Here is a 17,490-nt window from a genome sequence, read left to right on the forward strand (position 1 = left end):
TATTGCCGCATGATGATCATGCAATCAGCCGGTCTTGCAGCGTGTGTCGCAAGCGGTTCAGGGAGTGAAGAATGACGCGTTCAGCCGCCGCCAAAAGCCCCGCCGGAGCCCTCCATTTCTTTCCCATCAGCCAGCGGTCCGACGTGGTGCGCCAGGCCGCACGCGAACTCGACAGTCATAACGGTCAGGCGGCTCTCGACTTCTGGAAGAACAAGTGCCGCGCGCTCGGCGCTGAACTGACCGCCCGCGGCTGCGCCGAAGACGAAATGCGCGCCCAGATCATGGATTTCCAGGCGGCCGTTCAGGCAGAACTTCTGGAGCTGCATCATCAGCGGATGGTTGAGGGCTGATTTCCCAGTTTGGCGATTGCCGCCTCACACCCGCTCCACAAATCCGTCCAGCACGCGTTTCTGCCCGGCCCGGTCGAAGTCGATCGTCAGCTTGTTGCCTTCGATCGTCGCGATGTTGCCGTTTCCGAACTTGATGTGGAAGACGCGGTCGCCGACTGAATATTTCGACGGTTCGGTGGCGGTCGACTTGGCCACCAGTTCGCCATCGATGGTCTTGCCGCGCGGGCCCGATTCGCCGTAGCCGATGCGTTCGACCGCATGGCCGGAACGGTTGCCCCAATTGTTGCGGGTGGCGTCGGTCTTGTTGGCCTGGGCGCGCTTCCAGCCGGGGGTGGAATAGCTGTTTTCAAAGGGCTCCTGCTTGTCGAAGCGGGATTGTCCGTAGCCACCACGACCATAACCGCCATAATTCCCCTCGGATTCGGCCACATCCACATGGGCGGATGGCAGCTCGTCGAGAAAGCGGGACGGCATGGTGGATTGCCAAAGGCCGTGGATGCGGCGGTTGGAAACGAACCAGATATGGCAGCGCCGCTTGGCGCGGGTGATGCCGACATAGGCGAGGCGGCGTTCTTCTTCCAAGCCCGAGCGCCCGCCTTCATCCAGCGCGCGCTGGTGCGGAAAGAGGCCTTCTTCCCATCCGGGCAGGAAGACGGTTTCGAATTCCAGTCCCTTGGCGGAATGGAGCGTCATGATGGAGACGGCGTCCATATCCTCGTTCTGCTCGGCATCCATGACCAGCGAGACATGCTCGAGGAATCCGCGCATGCTCTCGAACGCCTCCATGGAGCGGATGAGTTCCTTGAGGTTTTCCAGACGACCCGGCGCTTCTGCCGATTTGTCGTTCTTCCACATATCGGTGTAGCCGGACTCTTCAAGGATCTGCTCGGCAAGTTCGGTATGGGGAACGGTTTCAAGCTGTTCTTGCCATCGGCGAAAGTTTTGCACGACGTCAAACAGGGCCTTGCGGGCCTTGGGCTTCAGGTCGTCGGTCTCGGTCATGTCGCCTGCGGCCTGCAACATGGGAATGTCGCGGGCGCGGGCATAATCATGCAGGGCGCGCACCGAGGTGTCGCCCAGACCACGCTTGGGCGTGTTGATGATGCGCTCGAAGGCCAGATCGTCTGCAGGCTGGCAGACGAGGCGGAAATAGGCCATGGCATCGCGGATTTCGAGCCGCTCATAAAAGCGCGGGCCGCCGACGACGCGGTAATTCAGGCCAAGGGTTACAAAACGATCTTCGAATTCGCGCATCTGGAAGGAGGCGCGCACGAGGATCGACATATCGTTGAGCTTGTGTTTCTTGCCGTCTGCATCGCCACGCTGCAGGCGCTCGATCTCTTCGCCGACTGCGCGGGCTTCCTCTTCGGAATCCCAGGCAGCATGCACCACGACCTTTTCATCGTCGGGTTCGGAGCGTTCGGTGAATAGCGTCTTGCCAAGGCGGCCTTCGTTATGGGCAATCAGATGGCCGGCAGCGCCCAGAATATGTTCGGTGGATCGATAATTGCGCTCCAGTTTCACCACCTTGGCGCCGGGGAAATCCTTCTCGAACCGCAGGATGTTGTCGACTTCCGCGCCACGCCAGCCATAGATCGACTGGTCGTCGTCGCCCACGCAACAGACATTCTGGGCCACGCCCTTGGGGCGTTGGGCCAAAAGCCGCAGCCACATATATTGCGCGGTGTTGGTGTCCTGATACTCGTCGACCAGAATATAGCGGAACTTGTCGTGATATTCCCGCAGCACATCCGGATTGGCCTTGAACATGCGGATGGGGCGCAAGAGAAGATCGCCGAAATCGCAGGCGTTCAGGCTTTTCAGCCGGTTCTGATAGGCGGTGTAGAGTTCACGACCCTTGCCATTGGCAAAGGCACGGGCGTCGCCTTCGGGGATCTGTGACGGATCGAGCCCCTTGTTCTTCCAGCCATCGATCATCCCGGCAAACTGGCGGGCCGGCCAGCGCTTGTCGTCGATGCCTTCTGCCTGGATCAATTGCTTGATCAGGCGAATGACGTCGTCGGTGTCGAGAATGGTGAAGTCGGAGCGCAGGCCAACCAGTTCGGCGTGGCGACGCAGCAGTTTCACGCCGATGGAATGGAAGGTGCCGAGCCAGGGCATGCCTTCGACCGCGCCACCGACCAGAAGCCCGATACGCTCCTTCATCTCGCGCGCGGCCTTGTTGGTGAAGGTCACGGCGAGAATCTGGCTTGGCCAGGCGCGGCCCGTCTCCAGAATATGAGCAATGCGGGTGGTCAGAACGCGGGTCTTGCCGGTGCCGGCGCCCGCCAGCACCAGAACGGGGCCTTCGGTCGCTTCCACCGCTTCACGCTGTTCCGGGTTGAGGCCTGACAGGTAATCGGGTGCCCGTGACTGATCGCGCGCCGCCATGGCGCGGGCCGCAATGCCAAGCCCGCCTTCCTTGGGCGCATGGGCCTGGGGGGCAGGGGCATTTGAGGGCTTGCGCGGCTCGTCAGGCTCCTCGTCGAAAAAGGGGATATCACTAAAACCACTGGTCATGGGGCTCAATGTAGTGATTCGAAACCGAAAGGCCAGAAAAGATGTTCTCCTTTCATTCCCAAAAGGTCACTATGCAACGGAAAATTGCCGGCTTTGGCGGATATCGTGCCGGACGCTGTCGTGAATGTGATTGGTCAATAGCCCATATGGGTGCGAATGAAGGCTTGCGTTTCAATGTCGCCGGGCTTCGCAGCACCTCAGGATAATGACAGTTTCGTAATGTTCATGATGGCGGGTTGCGGTTGCAACGCAGTCATGAATATTGGGCTTGAGCCGTTCCAAGACGCTGGGCCGCGGCGATCGCAAATCAGTTCTATTTCAGTGTCACTTGCGGAGATTGCATGGCCTTTTGGAAACAGTTGCTTCTGGCAATTATCGTCCTCGTTGCGGGGTTCTTTGTCTGGATCTGGCTCGTGCCCGGCAGTGGTGCCGTTTTGGCGCGGCTCGGCGTTCCAGCTGGCGTCGTTGCCATGGTGTCGACTTCGCAGACCGAAGGGGGGGATGCAGCCGGCGCAAAGCGCGGCGGTGGCCGCGGTTTCGGAAATACGCCTCAGGTCGTGGTTCAGCCGGTCGCGATCGGCAAGGTGAACGACCGCCTGACGGCGATAGGCAGCGGTGAGGCGGTTCAATCTGTGATCGTCACGCCACAGGTGGCCGGCACGTTGAAGGAAGTGCTGGTCAAATCCGGCGATCTCGTTGAGGCCGGCCAAGTGATGGCCCGCATCAAGGACGAGGAACAGATCATTGCGCGCGATCAAGCCAAGGTGGAACTGAACAGCGCTCTGGAAAAGGCGAAGCTCTACGAGAACCTGAAGTCGACCATATCGCGCATCGATGCTTTCAACGCCGATATCGCGGTCCAGACTGCAAAGCTTGCGGTCGAGACGGCAGCGCTCAATCTGCAGCGGCGCGAAATTACCGCGCCGATCAGCGGCGTCGCGGGCATCGTCACCGTCGATCCCGGCGATAATGTTACCACGACAACAGCCATTGTCAGTCTCGATGACCGTTCGGAAATCCTCGTCGATTTCTGGGTTCCGGAGCGTTTCGCGCCGATCATCAAGGTCGGCCAAGCGGTCGAGGCTACGGCAGTTGCGCGTCCGGCAGGGCTCTATCGCGGTGCGGTCGAGGCCATCGATAACCGCATTGATGAGGCCAGCCGCACGCTTCATGTGCGGGCCCGCATTGCCAACGAGAACGACGATCTGAGGGCCGGCATGGCGTTTACGGTCGCCATGACGTTCGACGGTGAAGACTATCCGGCCGTCGATCCGCTAGCGATCCAGTGGGACAGCGACGGCTCCTATGTCTGGCGGGTGAGTGACGGCAAGGCCGAAAAAGTTACCGTGCGTATCGTGCAGCGTAATCCCGACAGTATTCTCGTGGAAGCTGCATTGTCCGCCGGGGATCAGATTATCATCGAGGGTGTGCAGCGTGTGCGGGCCGGCGGTGAGGTCGCAATCGCCGGCGAGCAACGTCCGGCCGATACCAAGCCATCCGCCGATGCGCCTCAGCAGGAGGCGGCCAAGCAATGAGCGATCGCGAAGAAGGTCTGTTGCCGTCAGCCGATCATGGCGGGTTCACCGCACTGTTCGTGCGACGCCCCATCCTGGCGCTTGTTTTCAATGCCCTGATCGTGGTTGCCGGCCTGTCTGCGCTTTACGGCGTCGAGGTTCGTGAACTGCCGGATGTCGACCGTCCGGTAATTACCGTTCGCACGACATTTTCAGGTGCGTCGCCCGAAACGGTCGATCAGGAGGTGACGACGGTCATCGAGGGGGCGGTGGCACGGGTCAGCGGGCTCAAATCCATGTCGTCGTCCTCGTCCTTCGGCTCCAGCCGCGTGACGCTCGAATTTTCCGATGCAACGGATCTCAACGTGGCCTCGACCGATGTTCGCGATGCGATTGGCCGTGTCACCAATGAGCTTCCCGACGAATCGGACGAACCACGAATCATCAAGGCCGATGCCGATTCCAGTGCGATCATGCGGCTGGCGATCACGTCGGACAGTCTCAGCCTCGACGATCTGACGCAACTGGTCGATGACGAGATCGTCGACCGCCTTGCCGCAGTGGATGGCGTCGCGGATGTCGATATCTACGGGGATCAGGAAAAGATTTTCCGGGTCGATGTCGATCAGGCAGCGCTTGCCAGCCGTGGGCTGACCATCGCCAATCTGTCCACTGCGCTGAGCGACCTTGCCTTTGACGTGCCGGCAGGCGCGCTCAACAGTGCCACGCAGAATATCGTGGTGCGGGCGACCGCGGAGCTGAAGACGCCGGAGGATTTCGCAAGTCTTATCATCCAGAACCGCGTGCGGTTGGGCGATGTGGCCACCATTACCCTGGGGCCGGATACCAGTTCGACCACTTTGCGGGCCAATGGCAGCCCTGGCATCGGTCTTGGCATCATTCGTCAGGCACAATCGAATACGCTCAGCATCTCCGATGGCGTGACCAAGGCTGTTGCGGATATCTCGAAGACCTTGCCTGAAGGCACGCAGATCCGCATCACCAGCGATGATGCCGTGTTTATCCGCGGCTCCATCGAAGAAGTGGTGCGCTCGCTGGCACTGGCAGCGATCATCGTGGTCGGTATCATCTATCTGTTTCTGCGCGACGCGAAGGCGACGATCATTCCGGCGGTCACCATGCCGGTGGCGTTGATCGGGACGGTTGCCGCGATCTATCTGCTCGGTTTCTCGATCAATATTCTGACCTTGCTTGCGATTGTGCTTGCCACCGGCATGGTGGTGGATGACGCGATTGTCGTGCTGGAAAATATCGTCAGGCGTCGAGCACAAGGTCTTGGACCTCGGGCAGCCGCCGTGCTTGGCACTCGGGAGGTGTTCTTTGCGGTCGTCACCACCACGGCCACGCTTGCCGCTGTGTTCGTGCCGCTGTCGTTCCTGCCGGGGCAGGTGGGCGGACTGTTTCGCGAATTCGGCTTCGTGCTGGCCTTTTCGGTGACGCTGTCATCGATTGTGGCGCTGACACTCTGTCCCATGCTGGCGTCTCGGCTGCTGACCCGCGATGTCGACCCGGACCCGGGTATGCTTGGCAGGTTGGGGAACCGCTTCTCCGATCTCTACCGCTATACGCTTCGCGGTTGTCTCAGAGCACCGTTCGTCGTGTTCATCGTTGCCTTCGTCTTTGCCGGAGCAGCCTTTGGCGCGTTCCAGCTGATCACGAGCGAGTTGACGCCGCGCGAGGATCGCGGCCTGTTGTTGATGCGGGTGTCTGCTCCGCAAGGGGTCAGCCTCGAATATACCCGTGATCAGATGCGCCGGGTTGAGGAAAACCTTGAACCCCTGCGCGAGAGTGGAGAGATCATCAATCTGTTCTCTATTTCCGGATTTGGCAGCAGCAAGAACAGCGGCTTCATGGTGCTGACGCTGGCACCCTGGGATGAGCGCAGCCGCAGCCAGGACGAGATAGCAAAGGACGTGAATGCGGCGGCCGCAAAAGTGCCTGCCGTCCGTGCCTTTGCCATTCAGCCCAATTCTCTGAAAATCCGCGGCGGAGGAAATGGTCTCAGTTTCGCGCTTGTCGGTTCAAGCCATCAAAAGCTGACCCAGGCCGCTCTTTCCGTGGTCGATGCCATGGAACGGGACGGCCGTTTCGACAATCCGCGTCTGGCCGACGATGTCAGTCAGGCGCAGCTATCGGTCGTGATCGATCGTGAACGCGCGGCCGATCTCGGGGTCAATATAACGGGGCTTGCGCAGGCGATGCAGGCATTGCTCGACGGTCGGTCCATCGGTGATGTCTTCGTCGATGGCAAGTCTTATCCGGTGAAACTGGTATCGACCACGCGGCCAATCGATGATCCGACCGATCTTGAGAACATCTTCCTGCAGACGAGCGAAGGCAAGTTCGTGCCGATGTCGGTGATCGCCACGCTGAAGGAGAATGCGGTCGCGCCATCCTTGTCGCGTGAGCAGCAATTGGCGTCGGTTGGCATCAATGCCGGATTGAACGAGGGGACGTCGCTTGGTGAGGCGCTTGCCGTTGCCGAAGCCATCGCCGAACCGCTTTTGCCGCCCGGCGCAAGGCTGATGCCGCTGGCGGAGGCAGCCACGCTGAATGAAAATTCAAGCGGTATGGGCACGACCTTCGGTTTCGCCATCGTGATTGTCTTTCTGGTACTGGCGGCGCAGTTCGAAAGCGTCCTGTCTTCACTGATCATTCTGGCGACCGTGCCGCTCGGGCTTGCCTGTGCCGTCTTCGCGCTGGTGCTGACGGGTTCATCGCTAAATGTCTATTCGCAGATCGGGCTGGTGCTTCTTGTCGGGGTGATGGCCAAGAACGGTATCTTGATCGTCGAATTTGCCAATCAGCTTCGTGATCAGGGGCAATCGGTTCGCAATGCAATCGAGAACGCATCCAATATGCGTTTGCGCCCTGTGATGATGACGATGATCTCGACGGTGCTGGGCGGTGTGCCGCTCGTGCTGGCCTCCGGCGCCGGTGCCGAGGCCCGTATCGCCCTCGGTTGGGTGATGGTGGGCGGACTGGGGCTTGCCACAATCGTCACACTCTATGTGACACCGGTCGCCTATCTGGCGCTTGCCCGGTTTTCAAAGCCGCGTGGCGACGAAGAAAAACGCCTGCGTCAGGAAATGGATATTGCAGCCTCGCTCGAGGCTGCTGAATGACTGCCGATAAGCAGGAGACTTTTGCATGACGACACACATGATTGAGATCAGCACCGCAGAGGGCGTGGCCAAGGCCGTTCTGGTAAAGCCTGCCGATGCCATTGCCTCCAAGGCGGGTGTGATCCTTTATATGGATATTTTCGGGCTTCGATCGACGCTCACAACCATGGCGGAGCGGCTGGCCAATGAAGGCTATACGGTTCTTGTTCCCGATCTTTTCTATCGCTTCGAGAACAAGCAGGACTTCGATCCCAAGACCGCCTTTTCCGACCCGGTTGCCGGTCCAAAACTAAAAGCCATGAAGCTTGAGACCACGCAGGCGATGACGGCAAGCGACAGTGCTGCCTTTATCGCCGCACTCGATGAGGCCGGAGCGACCGGTCCTGTCGGTGTCGTCGGTTATTGCATGGGTGGCGCTTATGCGCTGACGGCCGCAGCCCGCTATGCGGCGCGCGTGGCGGCGGCTGCAAGCTTTCACGGCGGCAACCTTGCGACAGATGCTCCAGACAGTCCGCATCTTGGCGCTCAGTCGATCAAGGCGCGTGTTTATGTCGGTGCTGCCGGTGTCGACGGATCCTTCCCGCCGGCGCAGGCCGGGCGGCTGGCCGAAGCCATGGCTGAGGCCGAGGTCGACTTCATGTTGGAAAATTACAAAGACATGAAGCATGGCTGGACGATCAGCGATCACGGTGTCTATGACCGCGACGGCAGCGAGCGCCACTGGACCCGGCTTCTGACCTTTCTCGGCGAGACACTAAAGTCCGCCTGAACTGACACATCCGTCACTTGGGCCAGAATGTGATCTGGACAAGCCACGCCGATCTATCCCATATCTCGCGGCAAGAGGCGCGTCACTTTGCGCGCTGGCAATGGAAGTGCATAAGGGATTTCGCCATGGCGATGAAGGATGTCATCACGGGAGAGCGCAACGAGGACGGCATCGCGACGGTTCTCGCACTGTTGAAGCAGGTTTTTGGCGACAGGTTTCAGACCGGGCAATCTTTCCTCGAACAACACGCGCATACCACCACCTATCTGCCGGCGCAGCTTCCGGACGGTGTGGTCTTTGTCGAGACGACTGAAGACGTGCAAACGGTCGTGCGTTCCTGTGCCGAGCACAAGGTTCCCGTGATCGCGTTCGGTACCGGATCGTCGCTCGAAGGTCAGGTCAATGCATCGCATGGCGGTATTTCTCTGGACTTCAGCCGGATGAACAAGGTTCTTGAAGTCAATGCCGAGGATCTGGATTGCACCGTTCAACCGGGCGTCACGCGCGAGGACCTGAATGTCTATCTGCGCGACACAGGCCTGTTCTTCCCGATCGATCCGGGTGCCAATGCCTCTCTTGGCGGCATGGCGGCGACACGTGCCTCGGGGACTAATGCAGTTCGCTACGGCACGATGAAAGACAATGTGCTTTCGCTGACCGTGGTTACGGCTGACGGTGAGGAAATCCGCACGGCGCGCCGCGCGCGCAAGACGTCAGCTGGATATGATTTGACCCGGCTTTTTGTCGGATCTGAAGGTACGCTCGGGATCATCACCTCAATCACGCTGAAGCTGCAGGGCATTCCCGCGATGATATCAGGTGGCGTATGCGCTTTTCCGACCCTGAAAGCGGCGTGTGATGCTGTGATCATGACGATCCAAATGGGGATTCCGGTGGCGCGCATTGAATTGCTCGACGAGACCCAGATGAAGGCGGTGAACGCCTATTCCAATCTCTCATATGCGGAAAAGCCGACGCTCTTTGTCGAATTTCACGGCACGGACGAGACTGTTGCGATCCAGGCCGAACAATTTGGGGAGATCGCCGCCGAATTCGACGCTGACGCGTTTCAATACACAACCAATGCCGAGGAGCGCACCAAGTTGTGGAAGGCGCGCCACAACGCTTATTGGGCGGGCAGGGCGCTTGCGCCTGAGCTCAATGGTCTTTCCACAGATGTTTGCGTTCCGATTTCAAGGCTTGCGGAATGCGTGGAAGCGACCCAGGCGGACATCCGCGAGACCGGATTGCTGGCACCGATTGTGGGGCATGCCGGCGACGGAAATTTCCACGTTCTCGTTTTGATGAACGACAAGGATCCTGCTGAAGTTGCCAAAGCGGAGAAGTTCCTGGAGCGGTTGAATACGCGGGCGTTGGAGATGGACGGTACCTGCACCGGCGAGCACGGCATCGGGCAGGGCAAGATGGGCTTTCTTCGGCAGGAGCTTGGCCATGCCGTGGACATCATGGGGCAGGTGAAGCGCGCGCTCGATCCCGACAACATATTCAATCCGGGCAAGATTTTCCGCATCTGACTATGATATTTGGCGCTTGTTCCCGCCGCGAGAACCGTTAGTCTCCGCTGGACTCGTTTGGAGTGAGACGTTTGCTCGGTCGTATTCTTGTCTTCCTTGGCGGACTGCTCGTCGTAGCTTTGTTTGCGGCACTTTTAGCGCCTTTTTTCGTCAATTGGACGGATTTTCGCAGCAATTTCGAATTGCGCGCAAGCCGTATTCTTGGCCAGAAAGTAACCGTCAACGGTGCTGTGGAAGCACGTCTTATCCCGTTTCCGTCTGTCACCATGCATGACGTCACGGTCGGACGCGGCGATGATGGCCAGCCGCTGGTCCATGTGGCACAGTTTTCCATGGATGCAGAACTTGCACCGTTTCTGTCCGGTGAAGCGCGTATTTTCGATATGCGAATCGAACAGCCGAAAATTAATCTGAGACTGCTGAAAGATGGCACGCTCGATTGGCTGCGTGGCAGCCGGTCGGACATTCCTGCCCGGAACGTTGTTCTTGAGAATGTGCACGTTACAGACGGCGAGCTGCACTTCATTGACGAGCAGACAGGCCGCACCCGCATTGTGACCGGGCTGGAAGCCGAAATGTCGGCAAGCTCGCTTGCAGGGCCGTGGACCGTCGATGGCCATGCGGTTCTGGATGGAGAGCCTTCGCGCTTTTATCTGTCGAGCCTGCAGCCCAATGTTGCGACCGGCGCGATACCGGTCAAAACGCGGCTGATGCCGGACAATCGACCTTTCGAGTTTGAACTCGATGGCGATGTAGCCGTTACCGATGGCAAACCCGGTTATGCCGGCGAGTTCGTGGGACGTTGGACGGGGCTTGAAGCTGAGGAAAAAGAGAGCGCTGCTGCCTCGGGGCCACGTGTCAGCGGCCAGTTTGAGCTCAGCAATGAACGCTTGCGGGTTCCGTCCTACCGGCTTGAACTGGGCGATACCACCAATCCATATGCAGTGACCGGCGAAGCCACGCTTGATACAGGCAGCAAGCCGGAATTCTTGCTGACGGCCGATGGCCAGCAGATCGATGTCAGCCGGATCGGCAATGAGGGGGCCCGTGGCAAGACCGACCGCAATCCTTCCCTCTCTGTCCGCCAGCGGTTGAGAAAGATGATCGATCTGGCCGCAAGTATTCCCATTCCCAATGTCCCTGGCCGCGCAAGTCTTTCTCTGCCGGCTGTGGTGGCCGGAGATACGGTGATCCGGGACATTCAGCTGGAGGTTCAGCCGGCAGCCAAGGGGTGGACGATCGACAGTGCGGTCGCGACCTTCCCTGGGCGCACCCAGCTGGAGGCCAACGGGCAGCTGACACTTTCAGGCGAGCCTTCCTTCAATGGCGAAATGCTTGTGGCCTCTACGCAGCCGACCGGTCTTGCGTCATGGTTGTCTGGACAGGTCGATCCGGCGCTGCGGCAGATCAAATCCTTGGGCTTTTCGGCGCTGGTCGATCTGACGCCGGAACTTCAACGCTTCGACAAGCTCGAGGTTGCGATCGGCACGGCCACGCTCAAGGGTCGCGTGGAGCGACAATCTGTCGGGGACAGCGAGCCAAGCCTGTCGCTCGATCTCAGCGGCAATGCCGTCGATCTGGATGCGATCCGGTCTCTGGGTTTCCTGATCGCCGGCGAAGACGGGGGCGATAGCCTGTTCAGTCATCGGATCGGCGCGCATCTGAAAGTCGATACCTTCAGCGCCTTGGGCGTGGCGGCGGAAAATGTCGACACGATCTTCACGCTTGCCGATGGCGCAATCACGCTCGACAAGCTCAAGATCGGCAGTCTGGCCGGAGCGTCCATCGAGGCTTCCGGAAGTGGGGCCGGCGGGTTGCTGGATTATAGCGGCAGCGCCAAGCTGCATGTGTCAGCCTATGACCCTGGCGCCTTGCTGCGGATATTGCGAGACCGGTTGCCGGATCATATCGCACTGGACCGGCTGGTGCGGAACTCAAGCTGGTTTGCCAATAGCGACCTGTCTGCCGATATCAGTTTTGGCGAACAGAATGGCGGGGGGCTTAGTGTTCGCGTTGATGGTAGCTCCAACGGCAGCCGGATCGATCTGCATTATCGCCTTGCCGACCTGCTGGATCCAGATGGCGAAATGACGCTCGATGCAAACCTCGCCAATGACGATACATCGGTCCTTTTGGGGCAGGCCGGTTTGCAACCCCTGCCGCTTCCGGCCGATAATCAGGGTGAGATTGCGCTGAAGGTCACACGAACAGGATCCGGACCGGCAGAGACGACTGCAACATTCAAGACGGATCGCACGTCTGCGAACCTGACGGCCAGTCTGGATATCAATGCCGATGGCGGCTTGACGGGCACCGGCAATGCCTCGCTCGAGAGTGCGGATATCGAGCCTTATCTGATCATGAACGGTATCGCGTTGCCGCAGACCCTGAGTGGCGCTCCGGTGAAAGGTGAGGCGGCATTTGCGCTGGATGGCGGCACGATTTTGGTGTCAAATCTCAAGGCCGATATTGCTGGCAATTCCCTATCGGGCGATCTCAATCTCGATATATCCGGGCAGGGACCCAAGGCCACTGGCAATCTTTCCGTCGCTCGCCTCGATCTGCCCTGGCTTGCCGAAAATGTGTTCGGCATGATCACCGATCCATTGAGCGGAGATATCGGCGAGACTGCATTTCCAAAGCCGACATGGAGCGATGCCGAGGCGAAGCTCGCGATCAAGGCGGATACATTCACGCCGGGTCCCGGACAAAGTGAAATTTCCGGATTCTCGACCAGTCTCGATTTCAATGGCGGGATTCTGGTTCTGGATGACATGGCGGGCAAGTGGTATGGCGGCGACGCCAGTGGCCGGCTGACCATGACGAACAATGACGGCAACGGCTTTGGCGAACTCAGGCTCGATGTAAAGAACGGTAACATCGCCACCTTCTATGGTGCCCCAAATGGCGATGCACCTGCCAAGGGCATGTTCGATCTGACGCTGGTGGCGGAGAGTTCAGGCGCCAACGCCAATGACCTGCTGTCATCCTTCAATGGATCTGGATCTCTGGCGCTCAAAGACCTGTCCGTCGGTGATTTTAATCTGTCCCTGTTCCAGCCGCTTCTTGCGGCGACTGACAAGATCGAAGGCACCACGATCGACGCAACTGTGGTGACGCCGCTGGTGCAAGGCCTTCTGGCCAAATCCGAGGTGGCGATCGGGAATGTCACCATACCTTTCAACATCACATCCGGCCTGGCGCGCATGCAGAATGTGACGGCCGCAACAGCCGATGCGCGCATGAGCGCCGACGCCCGTATCGATGTCCTGAACCATGACCTCGATGCGACCGTAAACGTGTTGCTGGATGCCGGCGAGGACGCGCTGGACGGGGCAGAGCCTGCCTTCCGGCTTGGGCTCAAAGGCGATGTGTTTGCGCCAGATGCGTCGCTCGATATTACCGATTTGAGCAATTATCTGTCGCTTCGCGCCTTTGAGCGCGAGCGTCGGCGAGTGGAGACGCTTCAGTCACGGGTATTGGAAAAACAGCGCCTCCGTCGCGAAGTCATGCTCTATCGCAGCAATGACGAAGCGCGCAAGGAGGCGGCGGCGCGGGAGCAGTCCCTGATCGCGGAGGAAAACCGTCAAAGGGCGCTTGCTGCAGCACGGGCAGACAAACAACGTGCTGAGGACCAGGCGAGGCGTCAGGCCGAAGAGGAGGCGCAGCGCGAGGCTGAACGTATATTACAGCCGTCCGTTCCTGACGATCAGGAGCCGCGGAGCACCGAGACAATTCCCGATAATGCGCGGTCTCTGCCGGTGCCACAGCAGGAAAAAGTGATCCGCGGCAACAAGCTGCCACCGGTACAATTGAAATTCGACACGCTTCCGGGCGTGAACTGACATTCTCAACCGTCCGGGCAGGCCGTCGAACAGGTTGAGCCATGTCAGTCATGGTGTCGTTGACATCAAAAAAGGCGGCCCGTTGGACCGCCTGATCTTTTGATTTTTTCTGTTGCGCTATCAGACGTAAGCCCGGCGCTCACCGAAGGGTGGCTCATCGTCCATGTTGGAGGTGCCGATGCGGTCGCTTTCGCCCGACATTTTTTCGCCGCTTGCATCGGGCCTGGGTGGCGGTGCCTTGGAACCGGTTTCCGTCTGCTTGTCGGCGGCTTCAAGCTTCGAGGCCTGAGCCTGGAGGGCGGCCAGCTGCTGTTGAAGCGCGGCCACTTCCTCTTCGAGGTCAGCCTTGGTGTCTTCATCTTCGGCGCTGCTGACCTCGGCCTGCTTGCTGGAGATTTTATTTTCAATAGCGGAGATCTTCGATTTCACCGCAGACGCGCTCGAGGCGGAAGACGAAACGTCGATTGACGCGGTGGTTGAGGTTCCTGAAATAGCTGCGACCATGGTCTTCAATATCCTGGCTTAAACGACGATGCTGTCGTGTAAAATGTGGGTTCAAACGCAACACATAAATGGATCGAGCCAATGCAGCTCATATAGTCAGCATGACAGCAATACGTATACAAAGTATTTACGGGTAGATTTCATATCGTTGAGCCGAATGCCGGTTCATTCAGTCTTCCAAATCACGCCGTCAACGCGATCAAAGACCTCTAAAATTTTGGATCGATGGAATGTGAATGCGGCTGGTCAGGCCTTTTCCGCTTTCAATATATCTAGCACGTGAAGGCGGAGCGCCGATGAAAGATTGGTCTCGGGTGCGCGTGCTTCGTCGATCTCGCTGATCAATGCCGCGACGGCGATCGACCGCTTCTCTGCAATGGCTTTCAATTCGAGCCAGAAAGGCTCTTCCAGGGAAAAACTGGTCCTGTGTCCATGCAACGAGACAGAGTGCTTTCGGATCATGCGACACTCCAGAGCCGATCGGTGCCTTCAAAAAGTGCTTTTAGATTTGTCGCCAAGTGCTTGATGGCGAGTCGAGTTCGCAGAACCCTGGGCGCTATTCGTTTGCCTTTGGCTTTTCGATTCGCCCCTGGTCATGTGCCGTCTCCGCCTTCTCATTGATCAGACGTGTCAGTTCCTTCTCGGCCTTGGTCCTGCCATGGCTGAGTCGATTCTGATCCGCTTGCCGATCCTTATCGGCGCGGTTCTTCGCCTTTTTGAATTGGCGAAGATTGACAACTTCGGCACCCATTCAGGCCTCACCTGGTCGTTTGCTACCTAGTGCTTTTTGCGGAAAGCGTCGAGCGAGACGACAGAGCCTTCCTTCTTTTCTTCCGGTGCCGCGTCGGTTGCCTCGGCTGGTTCTGCAGCCTCTGTGGCCACTGGGTAAGCGGCGATTTCAGCACCTTCTCCTTCGGCGTCCTCATCTGCCAGGGGCACGTCGAATTCCAGCTCGAAATTGACCGACGGATCATAGAAACCGCGGATCGCATTGAACGGAATGACCAGCTTTTCCGGGGTATCCGAGAAGGAGAGGCCGATTTCAAAGCCGGTCTCTGTCACTTTCAGGTCCCAGAACTGGTGCTGGACCACGATGGTCATCTGCTCGGCATATTTCGATTTCAGCTGCTGCGAGATCCTGACCCCCGGCGCCCCGGTGAGGAAGGTGATAAAGAAATGGTGGTCGCCCGGCAGGCGGCTGGTAGCAGCGACCTCCGTCAAGACCTTGCGGATAACGCCTCTCAGCGCGTCCTGAGCCAGAATGTCGTAGCGAATATGGTCCTGCCCCATGTGTTCCTATCTTTCTTCCGGTGCCGAATTACGCGGCTATATGCCATGTCCCGCCGCTCGGGAAAACCCCGACCGCGAGTCATGGAACTTCATATTACATGATTTTTGAGAAGGGGAGTAGGTGAAGGCTTCTGTTGCCAGGTGCCTTCGGACCCCGCCTTACAGTGCTACCTGCAAGGACTTAGTTCGGATTTCCGGAACCGCCATTAGGCAGCTACAGCATAACCCTGAGCGTTGTTGTCATTTGCAACTACACTTGTGACCCGATAACGGTGGTATCATACCGAGCAAAAGTTCGATCTTTACACCCTTGTCGATCCTATTTCGCCCCCATCAAAAGCCGGTCCGAAGCATTTCGGATACGGGCCGGTTTTTGGTGGAGGCGCCGGGTACCGCCCCCGGGTCCAATAGGTTTATTTCATCGACCGTTTATCGCCATAGCCGGAGCAAGCCCCGGCAAGGCTGATATAGGTGTTTTAAACGCGGATGAAAAGAGGCAAGCGAAGAATCCGTCGATGGGTCCTGTAAAGAAGTGGTGGGCGGAGGGCGTCAGCGCTTGGGTTTCCAGTCTGCGCGATATAAATATAGCGGCAAGACACGATTCACGGGTGACGACCATGCGCCAATATCTCGACCTTCTCAGCCATGTGCTCGAAAACGGCTCCGACCGCGGAGATCGCACCGGTACCGGCACGCGTTCCGTCTTCGGTCACCAGATGCGCTTCAATCTGGCCGACGGCTTCCCCGTCACCACCACGAAGAAACTGCATCTTCGCTCGATCATTCATGAGCTTTTGTGGTTTCTGAAGGGGGAGACCAATATCGCCTATCTGCACGCGCATGGTGTCAGCATCTGGGACGAATGGGCGGATGAGAACGGCGATCTCGGACCCGTCTACGGTTCGCAATGGCGGTCTTGGCCGGCACCGGACGGCCGGCGGATCGATCAGATCGCCAATCTGGTCGAGAGCATCAAGACCAATCCCAATTCGCGTCGGCATATCGTCTCTGCCTGGAACCCGGCAGAAGTGGACGAGATGGCGTTGCCGCCGTGTCATTGCCTGTTCCAGTTCTATGTGGCGGATGGCAAATTGTCCTGCCAACTCTACCAGAGGTCTGCCGATATCTTTCTGGGCGTTCCCTTCAATATCGCCTCCTATGCGCTTTTGACGCTGATGCTGGCCCAGGTGACCCGGCTGGAGCCGGGTGATTTCGTCCATACGCTGGGGGATGCGCATCTGTATTCGAACCACTTCGAACAGGCGCGGCTGCAGTTGAGCCGGACGCCTGGGACATTGCCGGTGATGCGCCTCAATCCAGATGTCCGCGATCTGTTCGACTTCAAGTTCGAGGATTTCACGCTGGAAGGTTATGAGGCCGATGCCAGCATCAAGGCGCCAATCGCGGTATAACGGTCCTTGTGGTGGCTGAATGATTACTGCCTCAATCCACGGAATAAAAATGACCGATATCAAACACGTAATTGTTGTGGCTGTTTCCGAAAATGGCGTGATCGGTCGCGAGGGCGATATGCCCTGGAAACTTTCCACCGACCTCAAGCGCTTCAAGGCGCTGACGCTCGGAAAGCCGATGATCATGGGGCGAAAGACATTTGAGTCGATCGGTTCGCGCCCATTGCCGGGGCGGCCCCACATAATCATCACCCGCAGCACGGATTTTCATCCCGAGGGCGTTGATGTCGTTCACAGTCTCCAGGCCGCGCTCGAGCGAGCGACGGCTCTTGCCGCTGAAGATGGCGTTGACGAGGTGGTCATTGCCGGCGGTGGCGAGATTTATCGGCAAGCCATGCCTTTGGCCGATGTGCTTCATGTCACCCATGTCGAAGCCCGGATTGACGGCGATACGCATTTCCCGACCATCGATCCAGCCGTCTTTTCCAAGATCGAGGAACACGTCGTTCCGGCGGGCGAAAAAGACAGCCAGGCGACGCGTTATGCGGTTTATCACCGCACTGTGACCGGATAGGCTGGAACTTATTGCGAATTCTTGCCGTTTC

13 protein-coding genes and 1 other RNA gene are annotated in these 17,490 nt (G+C 58.6%); 8 read left to right on the forward strand and 6 right to left on the reverse strand.

Annotated features, from left to right (window positions below; genetic code table 11):
• The first annotated feature begins 71 nt into the window (after positions 1-71).
• Positions 72-350 (forward strand): DUF6074 family protein, encoded by a 279-nt coding sequence (locus ACWPM9_RS08130; protein ID WP_428187134.1) that lies wholly within the window; start codon positions 72-74, stop codon positions 348-350.
• A 24-nt stretch (positions 351-374) separates the two neighbouring features.
• Here ACWPM9_RS08130 and ACWPM9_RS08135 read toward each other — a convergent pair whose 3' ends face one another.
• Positions 375-2,870, reverse strand: coding sequence for an ATP-dependent helicase (locus tag ACWPM9_RS08135; RefSeq protein WP_484757341.1), 2,496 nt, complete (start codon positions 2,868-2,870; stop codon positions 375-377).
• Positions 2,871-3,211: 341 nt separating this feature from the next.
• Here ACWPM9_RS08135 and ACWPM9_RS08140 point away from each other — a divergent pair, with 341 nt between their 5' ends.
• The 5 genes from ACWPM9_RS08140 (at position 3,212) to ACWPM9_RS08160 (ending at position 13,679) form a co-directional block, all read left to right on the forward strand.
• Entirely contained in the window at positions 3,212-4,405 is a 1,194-nt protein-coding gene (locus tag ACWPM9_RS08140) for an efflux RND transporter periplasmic adaptor subunit (protein ID WP_484757342.1), read from the forward strand.
• Positions 4,402-7,530 (forward strand): efflux RND transporter permease subunit, encoded by a 3,129-nt coding sequence (locus ACWPM9_RS08145; protein WP_484757343.1) that lies wholly within the window; start codon positions 4,402-4,404, stop codon positions 7,528-7,530. Before ACWPM9_RS08140 ends, ACWPM9_RS08145 begins: the two co-directional genes overlap by 4 nt.
• Before the next feature lie 25 nt (positions 7,531-7,555).
• Positions 7,556-8,299 carry a dienelactone hydrolase family protein gene (locus tag ACWPM9_RS08150; RefSeq protein WP_484757344.1) on the forward strand — a complete coding sequence of 248 codons (744 nt, stop codon included), beginning with the start codon at positions 7,556-7,558 and terminating at the stop codon, positions 8,297-8,299.
• 125 nt (positions 8,300-8,424) lie between these two features.
• Positions 8,425-9,834, forward strand: a complete 1,410-nt coding sequence (locus tag ACWPM9_RS08155) for an FAD-binding oxidoreductase (protein WP_484757345.1) — start codon at positions 8,425-8,427, stop codon at positions 9,832-9,834.
• Between the two features lie 71 nt (positions 9,835-9,905).
• Positions 9,906-13,679, forward strand: coding sequence for an AsmA family protein (locus ACWPM9_RS08160; RefSeq protein ID WP_484757623.1), 3,774 nt, complete (start codon positions 9,906-9,908; stop codon positions 13,677-13,679).
• 120 nt (positions 13,680-13,799) lie between these two features.
• Here the strand turns inward: ACWPM9_RS08160 and ACWPM9_RS08165 are convergent, their stop codons facing one another.
• From ACWPM9_RS08165 to ssrA, 5 genes are all read right to left on the reverse strand, one after another.
• Positions 13,800-14,183, reverse strand: coding sequence for a hypothetical protein (locus ACWPM9_RS08165; RefSeq protein ID WP_428187128.1), 384 nt, complete (start codon positions 14,181-14,183; stop codon positions 13,800-13,802).
• A 246-nt stretch (positions 14,184-14,429) separates the two neighbouring features.
• On the reverse strand, positions 14,430-14,645 hold the full coding sequence (locus tag ACWPM9_RS08170; protein WP_428187127.1) for a ribbon-helix-helix domain-containing protein: 216 nt from the start codon (positions 14,643-14,645) through the stop codon (positions 14,430-14,432).
• A gap of 94 nt (positions 14,646-14,739) precedes the next feature.
• Positions 14,740-14,934: a DUF4169 family protein gene (locus tag ACWPM9_RS08175; RefSeq protein WP_484757346.1), complete on the reverse strand. Its 195-nt coding sequence runs from the start codon at positions 14,932-14,934 to the stop codon at positions 14,740-14,742.
• 26 nt (positions 14,935-14,960) lie between these two features.
• Entirely contained in the window at positions 14,961-15,473 is a 513-nt protein-coding gene (locus ACWPM9_RS08180; RefSeq protein WP_428187125.1) for an SspB family protein, read from the reverse strand.
• Between the two features lie 120 nt (positions 15,474-15,593).
• Positions 15,594-15,970, reverse strand: a transfer-messenger RNA (tmRNA) gene (gene ssrA, locus ACWPM9_RS08185).
• Positions 15,971-16,090: 120 nt separating this feature from the next.
• Between ssrA and ACWPM9_RS08190 the strand changes: the two genes are divergently transcribed.
• The gene (locus tag ACWPM9_RS08190) at positions 16,091-16,885 is read left to right on the forward strand and encodes a thymidylate synthase (RefSeq protein WP_428187499.1); all 795 of its coding nucleotides are present in this window, start codon (positions 16,091-16,093) and stop codon (positions 16,883-16,885) included.
• A gap of 49 nt (positions 16,886-16,934) precedes the next feature.
• A complete protein-coding gene (locus tag ACWPM9_RS08195) occupies positions 16,935-17,459 on the forward strand; it encodes a dihydrofolate reductase (RefSeq protein ID WP_484757347.1) in 525 nt (174 codons plus the stop codon).
• The last annotated feature ends 31 nt before the right edge of the window (positions 17,460-17,490 follow it).

The sequence above is a fragment of the Agrobacterium sp. H141 genome, assembly GCF_057158725.1.